Source organism: Nocardioides glacieisoli, from assembly GCF_004137245.1.
Classification (GTDB): domain Bacteria; phylum Actinomycetota; class Actinomycetes; order Propionibacteriales; family Nocardioidaceae; genus Nocardioides; species Nocardioides glacieisoli.
The window spans coordinates 130,215-150,270 of record NZ_SDWS01000010.1 but is presented as its reverse complement, the minus strand read 5'-3'; the positions used below and the strand labels follow the sequence as shown (position 1 = coordinate 150,270).

Annotated in this window: 13 protein-coding genes and 1 pseudogene; 12 read left to right on the top strand and 2 right to left on the bottom strand. The window is 70.0% G+C overall.

Annotation, left to right across the window (positions count from 1 at the left end):
• Positions 1 to 20 precede the first annotated feature (20 nt).
• Both EUA06_RS19185 and EUA06_RS19180 read left to right on the top strand, forming a co-directional pair.
• Positions 21 to 1,460 carry a trimethylamine methyltransferase family protein gene (locus EUA06_RS19185; protein ID WP_129478792.1) on the top strand — a complete coding sequence of 480 codons (1,440 nt, stop codon included), beginning with the start codon at positions 21 to 23 and terminating at the stop codon, positions 1,458 to 1,460.
• Between the two features lie 63 nt (positions 1,461 to 1,523).
• Positions 1,524 to 2,543: a hypothetical protein gene (locus tag EUA06_RS19180; RefSeq protein ID WP_129478790.1), complete on the top strand. Its 1,020-nt coding sequence runs from the start codon at positions 1,524 to 1,526 to the stop codon at positions 2,541 to 2,543.
• 10 nt (positions 2,544 to 2,553) lie between these two features.
• On the opposite strand, the gene EUA06_RS19175 is transcribed toward EUA06_RS19180, so the two are convergent.
• Together EUA06_RS19175 and purU are read right to left on the bottom strand one after the other, a co-directional pair.
• Complete coding sequence (locus tag EUA06_RS19175; RefSeq protein WP_129478788.1) at positions 2,554 to 4,233, bottom strand: formate--tetrahydrofolate ligase; 1,680 nt, start codon at positions 4,231 to 4,233, stop codon at positions 2,554 to 2,556.
• A gap of 168 nt (positions 4,234 to 4,401) precedes the next feature.
• Positions 4,402 to 5,181 carry a formyltetrahydrofolate deformylase gene (gene purU, locus EUA06_RS19170; RefSeq protein ID WP_340640798.1) on the bottom strand — a complete coding sequence of 260 codons (780 nt, stop codon included), beginning with the start codon at positions 5,179 to 5,181 and terminating at the stop codon, positions 4,402 to 4,404.
• A gap of 80 nt (positions 5,182 to 5,261) precedes the next feature.
• Here purU and EUA06_RS19165 point away from each other — a divergent pair, with 80 nt between their 5' ends.
• The 10 genes and pseudogenes from EUA06_RS19165 (at position 5,262) to EUA06_RS19120 (ending at position 19,925) form a co-directional block, all read left to right on the top strand.
• Positions 5,262 to 6,077, top strand: a complete 816-nt coding sequence (locus EUA06_RS19165; protein ID WP_129478786.1) for an IclR family transcriptional regulator — start codon at positions 5,262 to 5,264, stop codon at positions 6,075 to 6,077.
• Positions 6,078 to 6,203: 126 nt separating this feature from the next.
• Positions 6,204 to 7,538 (top strand): annotated as a pseudogene (locus tag EUA06_RS19160) (aldehyde dehydrogenase family protein); the annotation flags it as partial.
• Between the two features lie 151 nt (positions 7,539 to 7,689).
• Positions 7,690 to 9,441 carry a choline dehydrogenase gene (betA, locus tag EUA06_RS19155; RefSeq protein WP_129478784.1) on the top strand — a complete coding sequence of 584 codons (1,752 nt, stop codon included), beginning with the start codon at positions 7,690 to 7,692 and terminating at the stop codon, positions 9,439 to 9,441.
• Positions 9,438 to 10,463, top strand: a complete 1,026-nt coding sequence (locus EUA06_RS19150) for a quaternary amine ABC transporter ATP-binding protein (RefSeq protein ID WP_129478783.1) — start codon at positions 9,438 to 9,440, stop codon at positions 10,461 to 10,463. The genes betA and EUA06_RS19150 overlap by 4 nt, the downstream gene beginning before the upstream one ends.
• Positions 10,460 to 12,514: an ABC transporter permease gene (locus tag EUA06_RS19145; RefSeq protein WP_129478781.1), complete on the top strand. Its 2,055-nt coding sequence runs from the start codon at positions 10,460 to 10,462 to the stop codon at positions 12,512 to 12,514. Before EUA06_RS19150 ends, EUA06_RS19145 begins: the two co-directional genes overlap by 4 nt.
• Before the next feature lie 54 nt (positions 12,515 to 12,568).
• Entirely contained in the window at positions 12,569 to 13,561 is a 993-nt protein-coding gene (locus EUA06_RS19140; protein WP_129478780.1) for an ABC transporter substrate-binding protein, read from the top strand.
• Positions 13,562 to 13,721: 160 nt separating this feature from the next.
• Positions 13,722 to 15,410 (top strand): BCCT family transporter, encoded by a 1,689-nt coding sequence (locus tag EUA06_RS19135; protein ID WP_207208437.1) that lies wholly within the window; start codon positions 13,722 to 13,724, stop codon positions 15,408 to 15,410.
• Between the two features lie 147 nt (positions 15,411 to 15,557).
• Positions 15,558 to 18,083, top strand: a complete 2,526-nt coding sequence (locus tag EUA06_RS19130; RefSeq protein ID WP_129478778.1) for a GcvT family protein — start codon at positions 15,558 to 15,560, stop codon at positions 18,081 to 18,083.
• Between the two features lie 88 nt (positions 18,084 to 18,171).
• Entirely contained in the window at positions 18,172 to 18,948 is a 777-nt protein-coding gene (locus EUA06_RS19125; RefSeq protein ID WP_129478776.1) for an electron transfer flavoprotein subunit beta/FixA family protein, read from the top strand.
• Positions 18,945 to 19,925: an electron transfer flavoprotein subunit alpha/FixB family protein gene (locus tag EUA06_RS19120; RefSeq protein ID WP_129478774.1), complete on the top strand. Its 981-nt coding sequence runs from the start codon at positions 18,945 to 18,947 to the stop codon at positions 19,923 to 19,925. Before EUA06_RS19125 ends, EUA06_RS19120 begins: the two co-directional genes overlap by 4 nt.
• The last annotated feature ends 131 nt before the right edge of the window (positions 19,926 to 20,056 follow it).

The window sequence follows — 20,056 nt, the reverse complement described above, 5'->3', positions numbered from 1 at the left end:
TCGAGGTCAAGGAGGATCCCGTGTTCCGCAACACGATGCCGCGTTACGAGGTGCTGTCCGAGGAGGCCATGGCCACCCTCGACCGGGGCTGGCGACGGCTGATGACCGAGCTCGGCGTGGAGTTCATGGACGACCGCGCCCTCGAGCTCTTCCGCAAGGCGGGCCAGCGGGTGGAGGGCAACACCGTCTTCCTCGACCCCGACTTCGTGCTCGAGCAGGTCGCGAAGGCGCCACGGGAGTTCGACGTGCAGGCGCGCAACCCCGAGCACAACATCCACATCGGCGGCGACTCGATGGCCTTCGGTGCGGTCTACGGACCGCCGTTCGTGCGGCAGGGCGACGTACGCCGCGACGCGACGATGGACGACTTCCGCAACTTCACCAAGCTCGCGCAGTCCTACTCGGCGCTCGACTCCGCCGGCGGCGTGATCTGCGAGCCCAACGACACCCCGCTCGACAGCCGCCACCTCGACATGACCTACGCGCTGCAGACCCTGACCGACAAGGTCTACATGGGCAACGTGGTCTCGGGCGTCAATGCCGCGGACACCATCGCGATGACCTCGATCCTGTTCGGCTCGCGCGAGGCGATCGAGCAGACGCCTGCCACGATCTCGCTGATCAACTGCAACTCGCCGCTGCGCTGGGACGACCGGATGCTCGAGGCGCAGTTCGAGTACTCCGGCGCGGGCCAGCCCGTGGTGCTCACCCCGTTCATCCTGATGGGCGCGATGTCGCCGGTGACGATCCCGGCCGCACTGGTGCAGCAGATCGTGGAGGCGCTGTCGGGCATCGCGCTCTCGCAGCTGATCCGGCCGGGCACCCCGGTGATCTTCGGGTCCTTCCTCTCCAACATCGACATGCAGTCGGGCTCGCCGACGTTCGGCACCCCCGAGTCCGGCATGGGCCTGCTCTGCACCGGCCAGATCGCGCGCCACTTCGGCCTGCCGTTCCGCACCGGCGGCGGCCTCACCTCCTCGCAGGTCGCGGACGCGCAGGCGGGCTACGAGGCGCTGATGACGCTCATGCCGACCTTCCTCGCCGGTGCCAACTGGGTGATGCACTCGGCCGGTTGGCTCGAGGGCGGGCTGGTCGCCGGCTACGAGAAGTTCATCGTCGACATCGAGCTGCTGCAGATGCTGCGCCACGAGTTCACGCCGCTGGAGATCGACGAGGCGTCGATGGCCTTCGACGCGCACCAGGAGGTCGGCCACGGCGGGCACTTCCTCGGCGCGATGCACACGATGGAGCGCTTCCGCACCTGCTTCTACCGTCCGCTCCTGTCGTCGTCGGAGAACTACGAGCGGTGGATGCGCAACGGCGGCAACGACGCCAACGCGCGCGCCACCGTGGCCTACCAGAAGACCTTGGAGGAGTACGAGCAGCCGGCGCTCGACGACGCGGTCCGCGACGAGCTGCAGGACTACGTCATCCGGCGCCGCGCGGAGCTCGGCGACTGAGCCTGCGGAGGTCGTGGTCGGGAAGTGCCCGTGGCCAGCCGGAGATCGCAGTAGCCTGCGCGAATGCTGACTCAGATGGTCGCGCTGGTCCTCGGTCTCGTGTCTGTGTCCGTTCCCGTGCCGCCGACCTACGACGAGCTCCCGATGGGTGCCCCCACGACGCTGCCGTGGTGGCAGGGTGGTCAGCTGCACGTGGGTGGGGCCGTCATCGCGACCGGACGCAGCGACATCGTGTCCCGCGGCGGCACCACCGTGGTCGCCGCCGACGGGGGTCGGAGCACCGGAGGGCCGGCGACGTGGTTCGTGGTCGAGGGCGGCACGCTCGAGCAGCTCCCGATGCGCACCCGCGGGTCGCAGCCGCTCGTCTCGGCCGACGGGCGTTGGCTCGCCTGGGCGGAGGTACGTGCCCCGAGGACCGAGGCGTACCGGCGTGTCCAGCGCTACCGCGTCGTCCTGTACGACGTCGAGAGGCAGGGTGTCGCGAACCTCTTCCGTGACCGACGGTCGGTCGCCCAGGAGGACGGGGACAACGGCATCTGGCTGCGGACCCTCAGCAACCGGGGACGCCTGGTCCTCAGCCAGGGTTCAGCCGGTGTGAAGGTCCTGTCGCCGCGAGGACGACCGGTCCGCTTCGGTGGGCCGCAGGTCGGGAACGGCGTCGACCTCGACGGCTGGCCGGGTGGCACCACGGTGTGGCGCTCGAAGTCCGAAGCGAGTGTGTACGGCACGGTCGGCCGCAACGGGGGCTTCGACCAGGTGGGTCGCTTCACGGTCTCGTGGTCCGGGCTCTGGTCGGCCGACGGCAGCGCCTACGCCTACACGGACTACGGCCCGGACGGGAACGAGTACTGGGTGAGGCGGTTGGACGGGGCATCCGTGCGTCTCACCACGCCGAGCGACGTGAGGGAGCTCCGCATCGTCGGCTGGGAGTCGCCCGACGCCGTGGTCCTGTGGTCCTTCGACGACTACTCGGGCATGCCGTCGTCGAGGCTGGTGCGATGCTCCGCCGCGACTGGCTCCTGCGAGCGCGTGCCCGGTGGTCCACTGCCGGGGTCGCCCGCCACCATGTCGTCCCCGTACTGACGGCGACCCTTCAGGACAGCCCCAGGATCGTTCCGTCGTCGGCGAGGTCGATCCGGGACGCGGACGGGTCGCGGGGGAGGCCGGGCATGGTCATCATGTCGCCGCAGACCACGACGACGAACCCGGCGCCCGCCGAGAGGCGTACCTCCCGCACGTGCAGCTCGTGGCCCGACGGCGCACCCAGAGACGTCGGGTCGGTGGAGAACGAGTACTGCGTCTTGGCGACGCACACCGGCAGCTTCTCGTAGCCGTCGCGCTCGATGCGCTGGAGGCGCCGCCGCGCCTTGGCGTCCCAGGTCACGAGGCCGGCGCCGTAGAGCCGGGTCGCGATCGCCTCGACCTTCTCGGTGAGCGACATCTCGTCGTCGTAGGTGAACGAGAAGTCGTACGCCGACTCGCCCTCGAGCGCGGCCAGCACTCCCTCGGCGAGGTCCTTCGCGCCCGCGCCGCCGTCGGCGAAGTGCGTCGCCGGGAAGGCGCGCACGCCCTCCTCGGCCACGAGCTCGACGACGCGGGCGATCTCGTCGTCGGTGTCGGTGGGGAACCGGTTGACCGCGACGACCGGCTGGATGCCGTAGACGTCGCGGATGTTGGACAGGTGCCGGCGGAGGTTGACCATGCCGGCGTCGACGGCATCGAGGTCCTCGGTGCCGAGGTCGGCCAGGGCCACGCCACCGTGGTACTTCAGCGCGCGGACGGTGGCCACGACGACGGCGACGTCGGGCCGCAGCCCGGACTTGCGGCACTTGATGTCGACGAACTTCTCCGCGCCGAGGTCGGCGCCGAAGCCGGCCTCGGTGACGACGATGTCCGCGAGGCGCAGGCCCGCGCGGGTCGCCATCACCGAGCTGCAGCCGTGGGCGATGTTGGCGAAGGGGCCGCCGTGCACGAAGGCCGGGGCGCCCTCGATGGTCTGGACGAGGTTGGGTGCCAGCGCGTCGCGCAGCAGCGCCGCCATCGCGCCGTGCGCGTCGAGGTCGCGGGCGGTCACCGGCTTGGTCGAGCGGTCGTAGCCGATGACGATGTCGCCGATGCGGTTCTTGAGGTCGGCCCACGACTCGGTGAGGCAGAAGATCGCCATCAGCTCGGAGGCCACGACGATGTCGAAGCCCTCGGAGCGCGGGAAGCCGTTGGCGTGGCCGCCGAGCGCGACGGTCACCTCGCGCAGCGCGCGGTCGTTCATGTCCAGCACGCGCTTCCACGTCACGCTGCGCACGTCGATGTCGAGCTCGTTGCCGTGGTGGACGTGGTTGTCGATCAGCGCGGAGAGCAGGTTGTTGGCCGCCGCGATCGCCGCGAAGTCACCGGTGAAGTGCAGGTTGATGTCCGTCATCGGCACGACCTGGCTCCACCCGCCGCCCGCCGCACCGCCCTTCATGCCGAAGACCGGCCCCATCGAGGGCTCGCGCAGGCAGGCCACCGTGCGGTGGCCGAGGCCGTGGAGCGCGTCGGTCAGGCCGACAGTGGTGGTCGTCTTGCCCTCGCCGGGCGGGGTCGGCGAGAGCGCGGTGACCAGCACGAGCTTGCCGAGGGGGCGGTCGGCCAGGGAGGTCAGGTAGCCGATGTCGACCTTCGCCTTGTAGTGGCCGTAGGGCACCAGGTGCTCCTCGGCGATGCCCAGCGTCTCTGCCGCGACCTCGCGGATGGGTCGCAGGACTGCGGCGTTGGCGATCTCGATGTCGGACTGCATGCCTGCTCCCTCGGGTTGTTCCTGCCACGGGTGGTGCGCTGAAGACTGGGGCGTCGGCTAGCGGAAGACGACGGTGCGGTCGCCGTTGAGCAGGATCCGCGACTGCGCGTGCCAGCGCACGGCCCGCGAGAGCACCTGCGCCTCCACGTCGCGACCTGCAGAGACGAGCTACTCCTGGTCGTAGCCGTGGTCCACACGCAGCACGTCCTGCTCGATGATCGGTCCCTCGTCGAGGTCGCCGGTCACGTAGTGCGCGGTCGCGCCGACGAGCTTCACGCCGCGGTCGAACGCCTGGTGGTAGGGCCTGGCGCCCTTGAAGCTCGGCAGGAACGAGTGGTGGATGTTGATCGCGCGGCCGGTCAGCTGGCGGCACAGGTCGTCGGACAGCACCTGCATGTAGCGGGCGAGCACGACCAGATGGGTACCGGTCTCGTCGACGAGCTCCAACAGCTGCTTCTCGGCGTCCGCCTTCGTGTCGGGGGTCACCGGCACGTGGTGGAACTCGAGGCCGTACGACCGCACCAGCGCGCGCGCGTCGGGGTGGTTGGACACCACGGCGGGGATCTCGATCTGGAGCGAGCCCGTGCTGGCCCGGAAGAGCAGGTCGTTGAGGCAGTGCAGGTGCTTGGACACCATGATCAGCGTGCGCGTCGGCGCCGCGGCCGCCCAGAGCTCGTACTCCATCCCGAACCGCTCCGCCACGGGCACGAACGCACCGCGCAGACCCTCGGCGCCTCCGTCGGCCTCGACCACGAAACCGATGCGCATGAAGAACCGGTCGGTCAGGCGGTCGCCGAACTGCTGGCTCTCGACGATGTTGGCGCCCTGCTCGACGAGGAAGCCCGACACGGCGTGGACGATGCCCGGACGGTCCGGACAGGAGAGGATGAGGACGTACTCGGCTGGGGCGGGGGTGACGTCCGTGGAGGCGTCGGGGACGGGGGGCATGCGGCTCCTGGCTCAAGAACTGTTGCGCTCGACGGAACGCAGTCTGCGATACGCAACAGCGGCTGCGCTAGTCTCAGCCCATGTCGGACGTGGTCGAGCTGCCGGAGGACGGTGTGACGGCGGACCTGAGCCCAGCCGTCACGGGCGCTGGCGTGCAGTCCGTGGACCGGGCGCTCGGCATCCTCGAGGTGCTGGCCCGCACCGGCGAGTCCGGGGTGACCGAGCTCGCTGTCGAGCTCGGCGTCCACAAGAGCACGGCGTTCCGGCTGGTCGCGACGCTGGAGGCGCACCGCCTCGTCGAGCAGACCTCCGACCGCGGCCGCTACCGCCTCGGCATGGGGATCCTGCGCCTGGCCGGCGCCACGACGGCGCGCCTCGACCTGGTCCAGGAGGCGCGGCCGATCTCGCGCCAGCTCGCCGCCGACACCGGCGAGACCGTCAACATCGCGGTGCTCGCGGAGAGCTCGGCGCTCTACCTCGACCAGGTCGCCGGGTCGTCGGCGCTCCAGCCGCACAACTGGGTCGGCCAGCACATCCCCCTGCACGCGACCAGCAACGGCAAGGTCCTGCTGAGTGGTCTGGACGAGTCGGCCCTCGACGCCGCCCTCGGCAAGCTGGCGTCGTACACGCCCCACACGATCACCGGTCGCGCGAAGTTCCGCGACGAGCTGGCACGGGTGCGCGAGCAGGGCTACGCCGTCGCCGTCGACGAGCTCGAGATCGGGCTGACCGCCGTGGCCGCGCCGATCCGCAACGCGCACGGCGACGTGGTCGCCTCGATGAGCGTCTCCGGGCCGTCGTTCCGGCTGCCGGAGGACCGGGTGGGCGAGGTCGTACGCCTCGTGGTGTCGGCCGCCGTGGAGGTCTCGCACCGCCTCGGCTGGGGTCACCGATAGGTCACGCTGTCTCGACCACCCTTGACCGGGAGGGCGTCTCCGCCCCATCCTTCGGGGTGTCTGGCTGGTTGCGCTCGGAGCATCCGGTTGCGAGATACGCAACAAGCAGCTGAGGGCAGGAGACGCGTGCCGGATCTCTACGTCGACGGATCGTGGGTCAGTGCGCGCTCGGGCGAGCGCCGCGAGATCCGCTGCCCTGCCGACGGGTCGCTCGTCGCCGAGGTAGACGAGGCGGGTGAGGCGGACACCGAGGCGGCCATCGCCGCGGCGCACCGTGCGTTCGTCGACGGTCCCTGGCCGAGCACCTCGAGCCGCGAGCGGGGAGACCTGCTGCTCCGGCTCGCCGACCTGCTCGAGCGCGACACCGACGCGGTCGCGCGGATGGAGTCGCTCGACACCGGCAAGCGGCTCGTCGAGTCCGAGTACGACGTCGCGGACGTGGTCTCGGTCTTCCGGCACTACGGCCGGATCGCTGCCGAGGAGTCGGGCCGCATGGTCGACGCCGGCAACGCCGACGTGGTCAGCCGCATCGTCCACGAGCCGATCGGCGTCTGCGGGCTGATCACGCCGTGGAACTACCCGCTCCTCCAGGTGTCGTGGAAGGTCGCGCCGTGCCTGGCCGCCGGCAACACGTTCGTCCTCAAGCCGAGCGAGCTCACGCCGCACACTGCGATCCACCTGATGCGCCTGCTCGAGGAGGCCGGGCTGCCCCCCGGCGTGGGCAACCTCGTCCTCGGTGCGGGTGCGAGCGCCGGGGCGCTGCTCTCGACGGACCCGCGCGTCGACATGGTGTCCTTCACCGGCGGCCTCGAGACGGGCCGCCGGATCGCCGCCGCCGCTGCCGCGACCGTCAAGAAGGTCGCGCTCGAGCTCGGTGGCAAGAACCCCAACATCGTCTTCGCCGACGCCGACCGCGAGGTCGCCCTCGACTACGCGCTGACCGCGGTCTTCCTCCACTCCGGCCAGGTCTGCTCGGCCGGCGCACGGCTGCTCGTTGAGGAGTCGATCCACGACGAGTTCGTCGACGCGCTCGTCGCCCGGGCGCAGGGGATCCGGCTCGGTGGCCCGTTCGACGAGCACGCCGAGACCGGACCGCTGACCAGCGCCGCCCACCGCGACAAGGTGGAGGCGTACGTCGCCCGCGGGCTGGCCGAGGGCGCGGTCCTGCGCTGCGGCGGACAGCGCCCGGACGACCCCGCGCTGGCCGACGGCTTCTACTACCTGCCGACGGTGCTCGACGGTTGCACGACCTCGATGTCGGTGACCCAGGACGAGTCGTTCGGTCCGGTGCTCACCGTCGAGACCTTCCGTGACGAGGACGAGGCCGTGACCATCGCGAACGACAGCATCTACGGCCTCGCCGGCGCGGTGTGGACCCAGGACGCTGGGCGGGCGCAGCGCGTCGCCGGGCGCCTGCGGATGGGCACGGTCTGGATCAACGACTACCACCCCTACGTCCCCCAGGCGGAGTGGGGCGGCTACAAGCAGTCGGGCACCGGGCGCGAGCTGGGCCTGGCCGGGTTTGGAGGAGTACCGCGAGACCAAGCACGTCTGGCACAACATCCGGCCGGCCGTGCAGCACTGGTTCTCGCCCGGGACCACGGAGTAGGCCATGGGTGCGGACCGGTACGACGTCGTCATCGTGGGTGGTGGGTCGGCCGGTTGCGCGCTCGCCAACCGGCTCTCGGCAGATCCGTCGGTCTCGGTGCTGGTGCTCGAGGCGGGTCGCACCGACCGCTTCGACCCGCTCATCCACGCCCCCGCCGCGCTGCCCTTCCCCATCGGCAACTCGCTCTACGACTGGAAGTACGAGAGCGAGCCCGAGCCGGCGATGAACGACCGCCGGGTCTACCACGCGCGCGGCAAGGTGCTCGGCGGCTCGTCGTCGATCAACGGGATGATCTTCCAGCGCGGCAACCCGATGGACTACGAGCGCTGGGCCGCCGACCCGGGCATGGAGGCGTGGGACTACCGCCACTGCCTGCCCTACTTCAAGCGGATGGAGTCGCTGATCCTGCCCGACGGGCAGGTCGGCGCCGATGCCTGGCGTGGCGGGTCCGGTCCGCTGAAGCTCGAGCGGAGCCCGGCGACCAACCCGCTCTTCAGCGCGTTCTTCGAGTCCGCGGAGCAGGCGGGCTACCCGCTCACCGACGACGTCAACGGCTACCGTCAGGAGGGCTTCGGGCGCTTCGACCGCAACATCGTCAAGGGCGTGCGAATGTCCGCCGCGCGCGCCTACCTGCACCCGGTGATGGGCCGCAAGAACCTCACGGTCGAGACGTTCGCGCACGCCACGAAGGTGCGCTTCGAGGGCAAGCGGGCCGTCGGCGTCGAGTACCTCCGTGCCGGCCGCAGGCACCACTACGTCGGCGCCGGCGAGGTCGTCCTCTGCGGCGGCGCGATCAACTCGCCCCAGCTGCTCCAGCTCTCCGGCATCGGCAACGCCGAGCACCTGCGCCCCCTCGGCGTGGAGATGGTCCACCACCTGCCGGGCGTGGGGGAGAACCTCCAGGACCACCTCGAGGTCTACATCCAGTACGCCTCGCTCCAGCCGGTCTCGATCGTCGAGGGCCTCAAGTGGCGCAACCGCCCGCTGGTCGGCCTCGAGTGGCTCTTCAGGCGCACCGGCACCGCGGCCTCCAACCACTTCGAGGGTGGCGGGTTCTGCCGGTCCAACGACGACGTCGACTGGCCGAACCTGATGTTCCACTTCCTGCCCATCGCGATCCGCTACGACGGCTCCCCGCCGGCCGGGCAGGACAAGTACGCCCACGGCTACCAGGTCCACATCGGCCCGATGTACGCCGACACCCGCGGCTGGGTGCGTATCGCGTCGACCGACCCGCGGCAGAAGCCCCGGATGCTCTTCAACTACCTGTCCACGCCCAACGACCGTCGCGAGTGGGTCGAGGCCGTGCGGGTGGCGCGCGACATCCTCAACCAGCCGGCGTTCGCGCCGTTCAACGGCGGCGAGCTCTCGCCCGGCCCGTCGGTGGAGACGGACGAGGAGATCCTCGACTGGGTGCGCAAGGACGCCGAGACCGCGCTGCACCCCTCGTGCACCGCGAAGATGGGCACCGACGACATGTCGGTCGTCGACCCGGCCAGCATGCGCGTCCACGGCACCGAGGGCCTGCGAGTCGTCGACGCGAGCGTCTTCCCCTACGTCACCAACGGCAACATCTACGCCCCCGTGATGATGGTCGCCGAGAAGGCCGCCGACCTCATCGCGGGTCGTACGCCCTTGGCCCCCGCGGACGCGCCGTACTACCGGCACCGCAGCGACAGCCCGCTCTACCCTCCCGGCGACCGTCGCAACGACCTCGTCGACCGCCCGACCCAGCCCGTAGGGGAGCAGCCATGACCGCAGCACTGTCCGTCGACAACCTCTGGAAGATCTTCGGGGCGAGCGCCGACAAGATCATCGGCACCCCCGACGCCGAGCTCTCCCGCGCCGACCTCAAGGCCAAGACCAACTGCGTGGTCGGGGTCAAGGACGTCTCCTTCGAGGTTGCCCCGGGGGAGGTCTTCGTGGTGATGGGGCTGTCCGGGTCGGGGAAGTCGACGCTGGTCCGGCTGCTGACGCGGCTCATCGAGCCGACCAGCGGCACGGTGTCGCTCAACGGTATGGACATCACCTCCGCCTCGGCGAGCCAGCTGCGCGACGTACGCCGCAAGCAGGTGTCGATGGTCTTCCAGCACTTCGGCCTGCTGCCCCACCGCCAGGTGATCGACAACGTGGCGTACGGCCTCGAGGTGCGCGGTGTGGCCAAGAAGGACCGTCGCGCCAAGGCCGCCGAGATCGTCGAGCTGGTGGGGCTGCAGGGCTACGAGAAGTCCTACCCCGACCAGCTCTCCGGTGGCATGCAGCAGCGCGTGGGCCTGGCGCGGGCGCTGGCCGGCGACCCCGAGATGCTGCTGTTCGACGAGCCCTTCTCCGCCCTCGACCCGCTCATCCGGCGCGACATGCAGAACGAGGTCATCCGGCTGCACCGCGAGCTCGGCAAGACGATGGTCTTCATCACCCACGACCTCGCCGAGGCGCTCAAGCTCGGTGACCGGATCATGATCCTGCGCGACGGCGAGATCGTGCAGATCGGCACCCCCGACGAGGTCGTCGCGCAGCCCGCCGACGACTACGTCAAGGACTTCGTCTCCGAGGTGCCCAAGGCCCACGTGCTCACGCTGAAGTGGGTGATGCGGGAGCCGCGCCCGGGGGAGTCGATGGACGGTCCGGCGCTGCCGGTGTCGACGATCGTGCGGCAGGCAGCCCGTGCGGCGATCGCCTCCGACGCGCCGATCCGGGTGATGGACGGCGACACGATGGTCGGTGTCGTCGACGAGGAGGACATCATGCGGGTCGTCGTGGCGGAGGAGGAGTCGTGACCGCAACGATCGCCCCCTCCGCACCCAAGCCGGTCGAGCCGGGCGCTGCGCCGCCGGTCGAGGAACGCAAGAGCCTCAGCCGCTGGATCCCGGCGGTGGCGATCCTGGGTGTCTGGATCGTGCTCTGGTCCTTCACCAACGGCACCAGCACGCTGGCGCTGCCGGGCACGTCGCGCACCGGTCTGCACGACAGCCTCACGGAGTTCCAGAACGACCTGCTGGCCGGGCGCTCGACCAACCCCGTCATGCAGTTCACCAACGCGATCGCCGATGCCTTGCGCAGCGCGGTCGAGTGGCTGCAGCGGATGGTCGTCCTGCCCAACTTCCCGCGCCCGGTGCCGGAGGTCGGCTGGCTGGGCATCGTCGCCTTCGCGACGTATGTCGGGCTGCTCGTCGCGAACTGGCGCATTGCGCTGCTGGTCGCGGCGTCGTTCCTCTCCTTCGGCGTCTTCGGCTACTGGCAGGACTCGCTGGACCTGCTCATCATCACGGGCATCTCCGTCCTGCTCGCCGTGCTCATCGGTCTGCCCCTAGGAGTGCTGATCGGCACCAACCGACGGGCCAACCAGGTCGTCACACCCTTCCTCGACTTCATGCAGACGATGCCGACCTTCGTCTACCTGCTGCCGATCGTGCTGTTCTTCGGCATCGGTCCGAGCGCGGCCGTGGTCTCCACGCTGATCTACGCACTGCCCCCGCTGATCCGCATCGCCGGCTTCGGCATCCGTGAGGTCTCCGCGACGACCGTCGAGGCCACCGACTCCGCCGGACAGACCTACTGGCAGCGGCTGCTGAAGGTCCAGGTCCCGATGGCCCGCAAGACGATCATCGTCGGCCTCAACCAGACCACGCTGGCGGCGCTGTCGATGGCCACCCTGGCCGCGTTCGTCAACGGCCCCGGCCTCGGCAAGCCCGTGCTCGCCGGCCTGCGGATCAACGACGTGGGCACGGCATTCGTGCCGGGTGCGCTCATCGTCGTGATGGCGGTGATGCTCGACCGGACGACGACGGCGGCGAGCGAGCGGGCCGAGAAGGTCGCCCGCGGTGGCGGGGGCAACCCGCGGGTGCGCCAGGGCCTGATCATCGGCGGCGGCGTGGCGACGCTGGTCGCGATCTACCTCTCGCGCACCTACGTCAGCCTCGCGGAGTTCCCGACGTACACCATCGGTGACCGGGTCGCGAGCGCGACCAGTGACGGCGTCGACTGGTTCACCGACACCTTCGGCGGCGCGACGGAGTGGGTCAAGGACCTCATCACCAACCAGTTCCTCAACCGCACGCAGGCGCTGCTCGCGGACTCGCCCTGGTGGCTGGCGTTCGCCGCGATCGCCGCGCTGGCGTTCGTCTTCGGTGGCGTACGTGCCTTCATCAGCACGGTCGTGTGCCTGACCGGCATCTGGTACTTCGACCTGTGGCACGACGCGATGATCACCCTCAACATGACGCTCGTCGCCACGGTCCTGGTGATGATCCTCGCGATCGTCTTCGGCGTCTGGATGGCGCGTGACCGGCGGGTCGACGTCGGCATCCGGCCGATCCTCGACGCCGGCCAGACCATCCCGCCGTTCGTCTATCTCATCCCGGTGCTGGCTCTCTTCGGCCCGTCGCGCTTCACCGCGATCACTGCTGGCATCGTGTACGCCGCGCCCGCCGCCATCAAGCTGGTGGCCGACGGCGTGAAGGCGGTCTCGCCCACGACGATCGAGGCGGGTCGTTCCACCGGCCAGACCACCTGGCAGGAGATCACCAAGGTCCAGCTGCCGATGGCGAAGGGGTCGATCGTGCTGGCCACCAACCAGGGGCTGCTCTACGTGCTCGCCATGACGGTGATCGGCGGCCTGGTGGGCGCCGGCGCCCTGGGCTACGACGTGGTGTACGGCTTCGCGCGCAGCGAGGCGTGGGGCAAGGGGCTCGCCGCGGGCATCACGATCGTGCTGCTCGGGGTGATGCTCGACCGGATCACGCGGGCCGCCGCCGAGGTGCGCCGCGACGACGGCCCGACGACCCGCCGGGCATTCAACGTCCGTCTCCCCATCGGCCCGCCCCGGTAGGGCTCTGAGTTCCGCACTACTCGATCAACCAACGCACCAACGAGGAGAAGCATCATGAGGATTGCCAGAAGTCGAGGGGCCCGGCTGGGCGCCCTTGCCGTGATCGCCAGCGTGGCGCTCTCCGCCTGCGGTGGCGGAGGATCGATCGACGAGGCCACGGAGGCCAACGAGGAGGCAGCCGCCGAGTCCGGAGGCGAGTGTGGCGACCTCAACATGGCCGTCAACCCCTGGGTCGGCTACGAGGCCAGCGCCTACGTCGTGGGCACCGTCGCCCAGGACCAGCTCGGGTGCACAGTCAACTACAAGGAGCTCAAGGAGGACGTCTCCTGGCAGGGCTTCGGCACGGGCGAGGTCGACGTCGTGATCGAGGACTGGGGCCACCCCGACCTCGAGAAGAAGTTCTTCGCCGAGGAGGGTGACGGGACGGCCGAGGACTTCGGCCCGCAGGGCAACGTCGGCATCATCGGCTGGTTCGTGCCGCCGTGGCTCGCCGAGGAGAACCCGGACATCCTCGACTGGGAGAACCTCAACGACTACGCCCAGGAGTTCGCCACCTCGGAGTCGGGCGGCCAGGGCCAGTTCCTGGGCGCCGACCCGTCCTACGTCCAGTTCGACGAGGCGATCGTGAGCAACCTCGACCTCGACTTCAAGGTTGTCTTCTCCGGCTCCGAGGCCGCCTCCATCGAGGCGTTCCGCAAGGCCGAGGAGAACAAGGAGTGGGTCATCGGCTACTGGTACGAGCCGCAGTACTTCAACGCCGAGGTGCCGATGCAGCGCGTGTCGCTGCCGGCCTACGAGGAGGGCTGCCAGGACGACCCGCAGACGGTCGCCTGCGACTACCCCGAGACCGAGCTGAAGAAGATCGTGGGCAGCGAATGGGCGGCCAGCGACTCCACCGCGGTGGGTCTGGTGCAGAACTTCGAGTGGACCAACGAGGACCAGAACGTCGTGGCCGGCTACATCGCCACTGACGGCATGTCGCCCGAGGACGCGGCGGCCAAGTGGATCGAGGAGAACCAGGACAAGGTCGACGCCTGGCTCGGTTGATCCCTGCTGATCCCTGCTGATCAGTTGCACCTGCCCCGCCCCCGGGAGAGCCTTGACACTCGCCCGGGGGCGGAGCAGTATCCGCCATGTTGCAAGGCACGCGCAGCGTTGCGCAAGACGCAACGGGATTGGTAGGCACGCATGGGCCATCAAGGAACCCGTGGGCGAAGCAGTCGTCCCACCGTCGCGCGACCGTGACGGGCACTTCCCGCTCGACAAGGTGACCTTCGGGGTGGCAGCCGGCCTCGCGGTCGCGTTCCTCCTCTGGGGCACCGTGGACTCCACCGGCATGGGGGAGACGACAGGCACCATCCTGGGCAAGCTGACCTCGCTGTTCGGCTGGCTCTTCATCCTCGTCAGCGCCTTGTTCCTGCTGTTCTCGGCCTACCTCGCCGTGACCCGCTACGGCAACATCAAGCTCGGCCCGGACGACTCCGAGCCCGAGTTCTCGACGTTCTCCTGGGTGTCGATGATGTTCGCCACCGGCATGGGCATCGGCCTGATGTTCTGGGGCGTCGCCGAGCCGCTGACCTACCTCACCGCGGAGAGCGCGGGAAGCATCCCGCCGGGCCGCGGTGACCCCAGCACTCCGGACAGCGCGCGCGTCGCGATGGAGTACACGTTCTTCCACTGGGGATTCCACCCCTGGTCGATGTACGCCGTGATCGGCCTCGCCATCGGCTACTTCGCCTACCGCAAGGGCACCGGCAACCTGGTCTCCGGCGCCTTCGGGCCACTGCTCGGCCACCGCGCCACGGAGGGGCCGGGCAAGGCGATCGACATCATCGCCATCTTCGCCACCCTGTTCGGGTCCGCGACCTCGCTCGGCCTCGGTGCCCTGCAGATCAGCGGAGGCCTCGACAACGTGTTCGGCACCGGCCAGTCCAAGTGGCTCACCGTGGCCGTCATCGCCTTCCTGACGCTCTGCTTCGTGCTGTCCGCGGTCACGGGCGTCGAGAAGGGCGTCCAGCTCCTCTCCAACGCCAACGCGGTCGCGGCCCTCGCGCTGGCCTTCTTCCTCTTCGTGGTCGGCCCGACGGTGTTCATCCTCAGCACGTTCACCGAGTCCCTCGGCGGCTACCTCACTCACCTGCCCACGATGTCGTTCCGCACCGGAGCCTTCGGGGGCAGTGAGTTCCTCAACAGCTGGACCATCTTCTACTGGGCCTGGTGGATCTCGTGGACGCCGTTCGTCGGCATGTTCATCGCGCGCATCTCCAAGGGCCGCACGATCCGCCAGTTCGTCGTCTACGTGATCCTGGTGCCGAGCGTCGTGTCGTTCGTCTGGTTCTCGATCATGGCCGGCTCCGCCTTCGACCTGCAGCTCTCCGGCGCCAAGGACCTCGGAGCGGTCCTGGCAGAGGAGGGCAACGAAGGTGCGCTCTTCACCATGTTGCGGGAGTACCCGCTCGCCAGCATCACGGTGGTGCTCGCGGTCTTCCTCGTGGCGATCTTCTTCATCACCGGCGCCGACTCGGCGTCGATCGTGATGGGCATGCTCAGCCAGCACGGCAAGGAGGAGCCGATGCGCTGGCTGGTGGTCTTCTGGGGAGTCGCCCAGGGTGCCGTGGCCGGGGTGCTGCTGTTCTCCGGCGGACTGGGAGCCCTGCAGACACTGGTGATCATCGTGGCCGGGCCGTTCATGCTCGTCATCTGCGCGATGTGCGTCTCGCTGATGAAGTCGCTGCGCGCCGAGCCCTACGAGTCCACGTTGCCCCCGCGCGTACGACGGGCCGTGCTGCACGCCCAGCAGTACGACACGATGGAGCACCACACGGTCGCCCTCGCCGCCTACGGCGCGGAGCCCGAGGAGGTCACCGACGCCGGCGAGGACTCGCCGAGGACCTGACCCTCTGGCACGACCTCACCGCCGCCCCCGAGCCTCCTTGACAGTGCTCGGGGGCGGCGGCGTACATTTGACCCGTCGCACATAGCGCAACATGTTGCGCACTACGCAACATCGCAGGCCCACCCGCACGGCCCAGGAGGCACCCCCATGGCAGAGGTCCCCGCGACCGCCGACGTCGTCGTCATCGGAGCCGGCATCGTCGGCAACAGCCTCGTCCACCACCTCACCCGGCTCGGGTGGAAGAACGTGGTGCAGATCGACAAGGGAGCCCTGCCCAACCCGGGCGGCTCGACCGGTCACGCGTCCAACTTCATCTTCACCGTGGACCACTCCCGCGAGATCACCGACATCACCCTCGACTCGGTCGCGCAGTACAAGGAGATGGGCGTCTTCACCGAGTCCGGCGGCTTCGAGATCGCCCGGACCGAGGAGCGGATGGAGGAGCTGCGGCGGCGGATGTCGAGCGCCAAGGCGTGGGGCATCGAGGCCGAGCTGGTCAGCCCGGAGTTCGTGAAGGAGAAGGTCCCCTTCATCGAGGAGGACCAGTTCATCGGCGCCTTCTGGACGCCGGGCGTCGGCGTCGTCGACTCCCTGCGTGCCGGCACGATCATGCGTGAGCGCGCGCTGGCGACCGGCGAGCTCACCGTCGTACCCACGGTCGAGGTCACCGGCCTCGACACCGAGGACGGTCCCCACGGCACCCGGCGGATCACCCGCGTGCGCACGACCGGCGGCGACATCGAGGCGAAGACGGTCGTCATCGCGGCGGGGGTGTGGAGCCCCAAGCTCGGCGACATGGCGGGCATCAGCATCCCGCTGACCCCGGCTGTGCACCAGATGATCAGTGTCGGCCCCTGCCCGCAGCTGGCCGAGAAGGAGGGGGAGATCTCCTTCCCGATCGTCCGCGACATGGACACCTTCTGCTACGAGCGCCAGCACGGCGCCGACATGGAGGTCGGCTCCTACGCCCACCGCGCGATCCTCCACGAGCCGGAGGACATCCCCTCGATCGAGCAGGCCAAGCTGTCGCCGACCGAGATGCCCTTCACCGAGGACGACTTCGACCCGCAGCTCGAGCAGGCCTACGAGCTGATGCCCGAGCTGCTCGGCGCCGAGGGTGCCGAGATCCGCTACGCCATCAACGGCCTGCTGTCGCTGACCTGCGACGGCAACCCGATCCTCGGCGAGAGCGAGGTGGCCGGACTCTGGACGGCGGCCGCGGTCTGGATCAAGGAGGGCCCGGGCGTCGGTCGCGCGGTCGCGGAGTGGATGACCCACGGCCACTCCGAGATCGACCTGCACCACAGTGACATCGCCCGCTTCCACACCCACCAGAAGCGCCGCGAGCACACCCGGCTGCGCACCACCGAGTCCTTCATCAAGACCTACGGGATCATCCACCCGGCCGAGCAGTACGAGTCCGACCGCGACCAGCGCCTCTCGCCGATGCATGACTCCCAGGCCAAGCTCGGCGCGGTCTTCTTCGAGACCGCCGGCTGGGAGCGTCCGTTCTGGTACGAGTCCAACGCCGGTCTCCTCGAGGAGTACGGCGACGCGGTGATGCCCCGCGAGCACGAGTGGGACTCGCGGTGGTGGAGCCCGATCATCAACGCCGAGCACCTCCGGATGCGTGAGGCCGCCGCGGTCATCGACCTGTCCGCGTTCTGCATCTTCGACATCGAGGGCCCCGAGGCGCTCGACGTCGTCCAGGGGACCTGCGTGGCGCAGTGCGACGTCGCCGTCGGCAAGGTCATCTACACACCCGTCCTCGACGCGAAGGGCGGCTTCCGCTCCGACCTCACCGTGATGCGCCTCGGCGAGGACCACTTCCGGGTCGTCACCGGCGGCGCCCACGGCATGGCCGACCGCGCCTGGTTCTCCGGCCACCTGCCCGAGGCCGGCACCACCACGCTGACCGACCTCACCGACGACGTCTCGACGATCGGCATCTGGGGCCCGCGGGCACGCGACATCGTCGCGTCGTTGACCTCCGACGACGTGTCCGACGCTGGCTTCGGGTTCCTGTCCTGCCGCGAGATCTCGGTCGGCGGCATCACCGTGCTCGCGTCGCGCATCTCGTACGTCGGCGAGCTCGGCTGGGAGCTCTACGTCCCGATGTCGCAGGCGGCGGACCTGTGGGAGGCGCTGCTCGAGGCCGGCGCGCCGCACGGCGCAGTCCCGGCCGGCATCGGCGTCTACGGCACCACGGGCCGGATCGAGAAGGGCTACCGCGCCTACGGCGCCGAGCTCGACGGTGAGCGCAGCATCGTGGAGGCCGGCATGCAGCGGCCCAAGGTCAAGGCGGCCGACTTCGTCGGCAAGGAGGCCTACCTCGCCCAGCGTGACGCAGATCCGCAGACGGTGCTCTGCACCCTGACCGTGGACGACCACACGTCGGCCTCCGGCGTGAAGCGCTACATGCTCGGCGGTGAGCCGATCCTGACCCGCGACGGCGGCTCCCTCACCGACGGCCACGGGCACCACCCCTACGTCACGAGCGCCGGCTCCGCGCCGTCGCTCGGCAAGCACGTGCTGCTCGCCTACCTGCCACCCGAGCAGGCCACGATCGGCAACGAGCTGGCCGTGTCCTACATGGAGGAGCTCTACCCGGTGACCGTCGGCTCCGTCGACGCCACCCCGCTCCTCGACCCGACCAACGACCGGATCCGATGAACACCCCACGACGTTCTTCGCCTCCCCCGCTGCGTTCCTCCGTCGAACAACGCCGCGGGGACCCCGTTCTCCTCCGAGGAGCTTCCTCATGAGTGTCAATCCGCTGGTCTGCGTGAAGCGGGTCGTCGACTCGTCCGGCGAGGTCGTCCTCACCGAGGACGGCCAGGGCGTCGACGGCCGCTACGCGGGTTTCACGATGAGCGCGCACGAGGAGTGCGCGGTCGAGCTCGCGGTCCAGGTCGCCGCCGCCGGCAACGGCTCGGCCACCGTGATGACGCTCGGCGACGCCGATGCGGTCGAGCAGCTGCGGGCCGCCCTCGCCGTGGGCTGCACGGCGGCGACCCACGTCGTCGCCGACTCCCAGGCCTTCGGCCCTGCCGACGTGGCCCGTGAGATCGCCGCAGTCGTCCGCGACCACGAGGCAGCGGGCACGCCCCACGAGCTGGTGCTGCTGGGCAACGACGCCGCCGACAGCGGCGACTTCCAGGTCGGGATCCGACTCGCCTACGAGCTCGGCTGGCCGGTCGTCAACGGCGTCAGCACGGTGTCCGTCGCCGACGGCGAGGTCACCGCGAGCGGCGCCGGGGCCGACGGGCACGAGACCTACCGGCTGCCGCTGCCCGCGGTGGTGACGATCCTCGAGGGCGGTGTCGAGCCGCGCTACCCGACCGTTCCGGGCCGGATGAAGGCCAAGAAGGCGCGGGTCGAGGAGCGCGAGCCGGGCGTGGCGCCCACCGGTGCCTCCCGCCTGCGGCTCGTCCTTCCGCCACCCACCCCGTCGAGCGTCGAGATCCTCGGCGAGGGTCCGTCGGCCGCGCCCGCGGTCGTCGACCTCTTCGAGCGGCTGGGGGTGCTGGCCCGATGATCCTCGTCCTGGTGGAGGTCTCGCTCACCGGCGAGGCTGTCGAGAACTCGCTCGAGGCGATCACGTTCGCGCGTGACCTCGCTGCCGCGGGCGGCGGGATCCCGATCGACGCAGTCGTGGTCGGCGTGCCCGGCGACGACGTCGTGAAGGCGCTCGCCGAGCACGGCGTACGCCGGGTGCACGCCCTCACCGGTCCGGCGTACGACGCCTACTCCGGCGCCGCCTGGGCCGCGGGCCTGATGGCGGTGCGGGAGAAGACCGGCTCGGTGGTCGTGATGGCCTCCGGCACGCCGCGCGGCATGGAGGTGCTCGCGCACGTAGGTGCACGCACGGCGCTGCCGATGGCCGCCAACGTGGTCTCGTTCAGCAGCCTCTCGCCGTTCACCGTGACCCGTCAGGTCGTGGGCGGACAGGCGCGCGAGGAGATGCAGCTGTCGCAGCGCCCCGCCCTCTTCACGATCGCCGGCCACGCGGTGCAGGCGGCCCCGGCAGACGCCCCCGGCACCGGCGAGCTGGTCGAGGAGACCCCGGACGTCGCGGACGCCGACCTGGTCGCCCGGGTCGTCTCGAGCGAGGAGCCCGAGCCCGACCTGTCCGGCAGCCTGAAGTCGGCCCGGGTCGTCGTGGGGGCCGGACGAGGAGCCGGTTCGGCGGACGGCTTCGGCGAGATCCTCGAGCTCGCCGACCTCCTCGACGCCTCCGTCGGCGTCTCGCGGGTCGTCACGTCCCTCGGCTGGCGCCCGCACCACGAGCAGGTCGGGCAGACCGGCAGCCGGATCTCACCCGACCTCTACATCCCGTGCGGCATCAGCGGCGCCATCCAGCACTGGGCCGGGTGCAGCAGCGCCAAGAACATCCTCGCGATCAACACCGACCCCGACGCGCCGATGGTCACCAAGGCCACCCACGCCGTCATCGGTGACCTGCACGAGGTGCTCCCGGCGATCAACGAGGAGATCAGACGCCGGCGAGGGTGAGTCCTGATCCGGTCCCGAGATGCCCGGCAGAGTCCGCCCAGACTGGTGCCGCCTCCCAGCGCCGCCTCACCCCTAGGTTGCGTGACGGTCGTCTCCCCAGGGCGTAACCTCGCGCGCAGTCCGCCGTTGCA

Excerpts from the sequence above, each read along its gene's own strand:
- EUA06_RS19125 (WP_129478776.1), top strand. The coding sequence starts at position 18,172 with ATGAGTGTCAATCCGCTGGTCTGCGTGAAGCGGGTCGTCGACTCGTCC.
- EUA06_RS19150 (WP_129478783.1), top strand. The coding sequence starts at position 9,438 with ATGACCGCAGCACTGTCCGTCGACAACCTCTGGAAGATCTTCGGGGCG.
- EUA06_RS19180 (WP_129478790.1), top strand. The coding sequence starts at position 1,524 with ATGCTGACTCAGATGGTCGCGCTGGTCCTCGGTCTCGTGTCTGTGTCC.
- EUA06_RS19120 (WP_129478774.1), top strand. The coding sequence starts at position 18,945 with ATGATCCTCGTCCTGGTGGAGGTCTCGCTCACCGGCGAGGCTGTCGAG.
- EUA06_RS19140 (WP_129478780.1), top strand. The coding sequence starts at position 12,569 with ATGAGGATTGCCAGAAGTCGAGGGGCCCGGCTGGGCGCCCTTGCCGTG.
- EUA06_RS19130 (WP_129478778.1), top strand. The coding sequence starts at position 15,558 with ATGGCAGAGGTCCCCGCGACCGCCGACGTCGTCGTCATCGGAGCCGGC.
- purU (WP_340640798.1), bottom strand. The coding sequence starts at position 5,181 with ATGCCCCCCGTCCCCGACGCCTCCACGGACGTCACCCCCGCCCCAGCC.
- EUA06_RS19175 (WP_129478788.1), bottom strand. The coding sequence starts at position 4,233 with ATGCAGTCCGACATCGAGATCGCCAACGCCGCAGTCCTGCGACCCATC.
- EUA06_RS19165 (WP_129478786.1), top strand. The coding sequence starts at position 5,262 with ATGTCGGACGTGGTCGAGCTGCCGGAGGACGGTGTGACGGCGGACCTG.
- betA (WP_129478784.1), top strand. The coding sequence starts at position 7,690 with ATGGGTGCGGACCGGTACGACGTCGTCATCGTGGGTGGTGGGTCGGCC.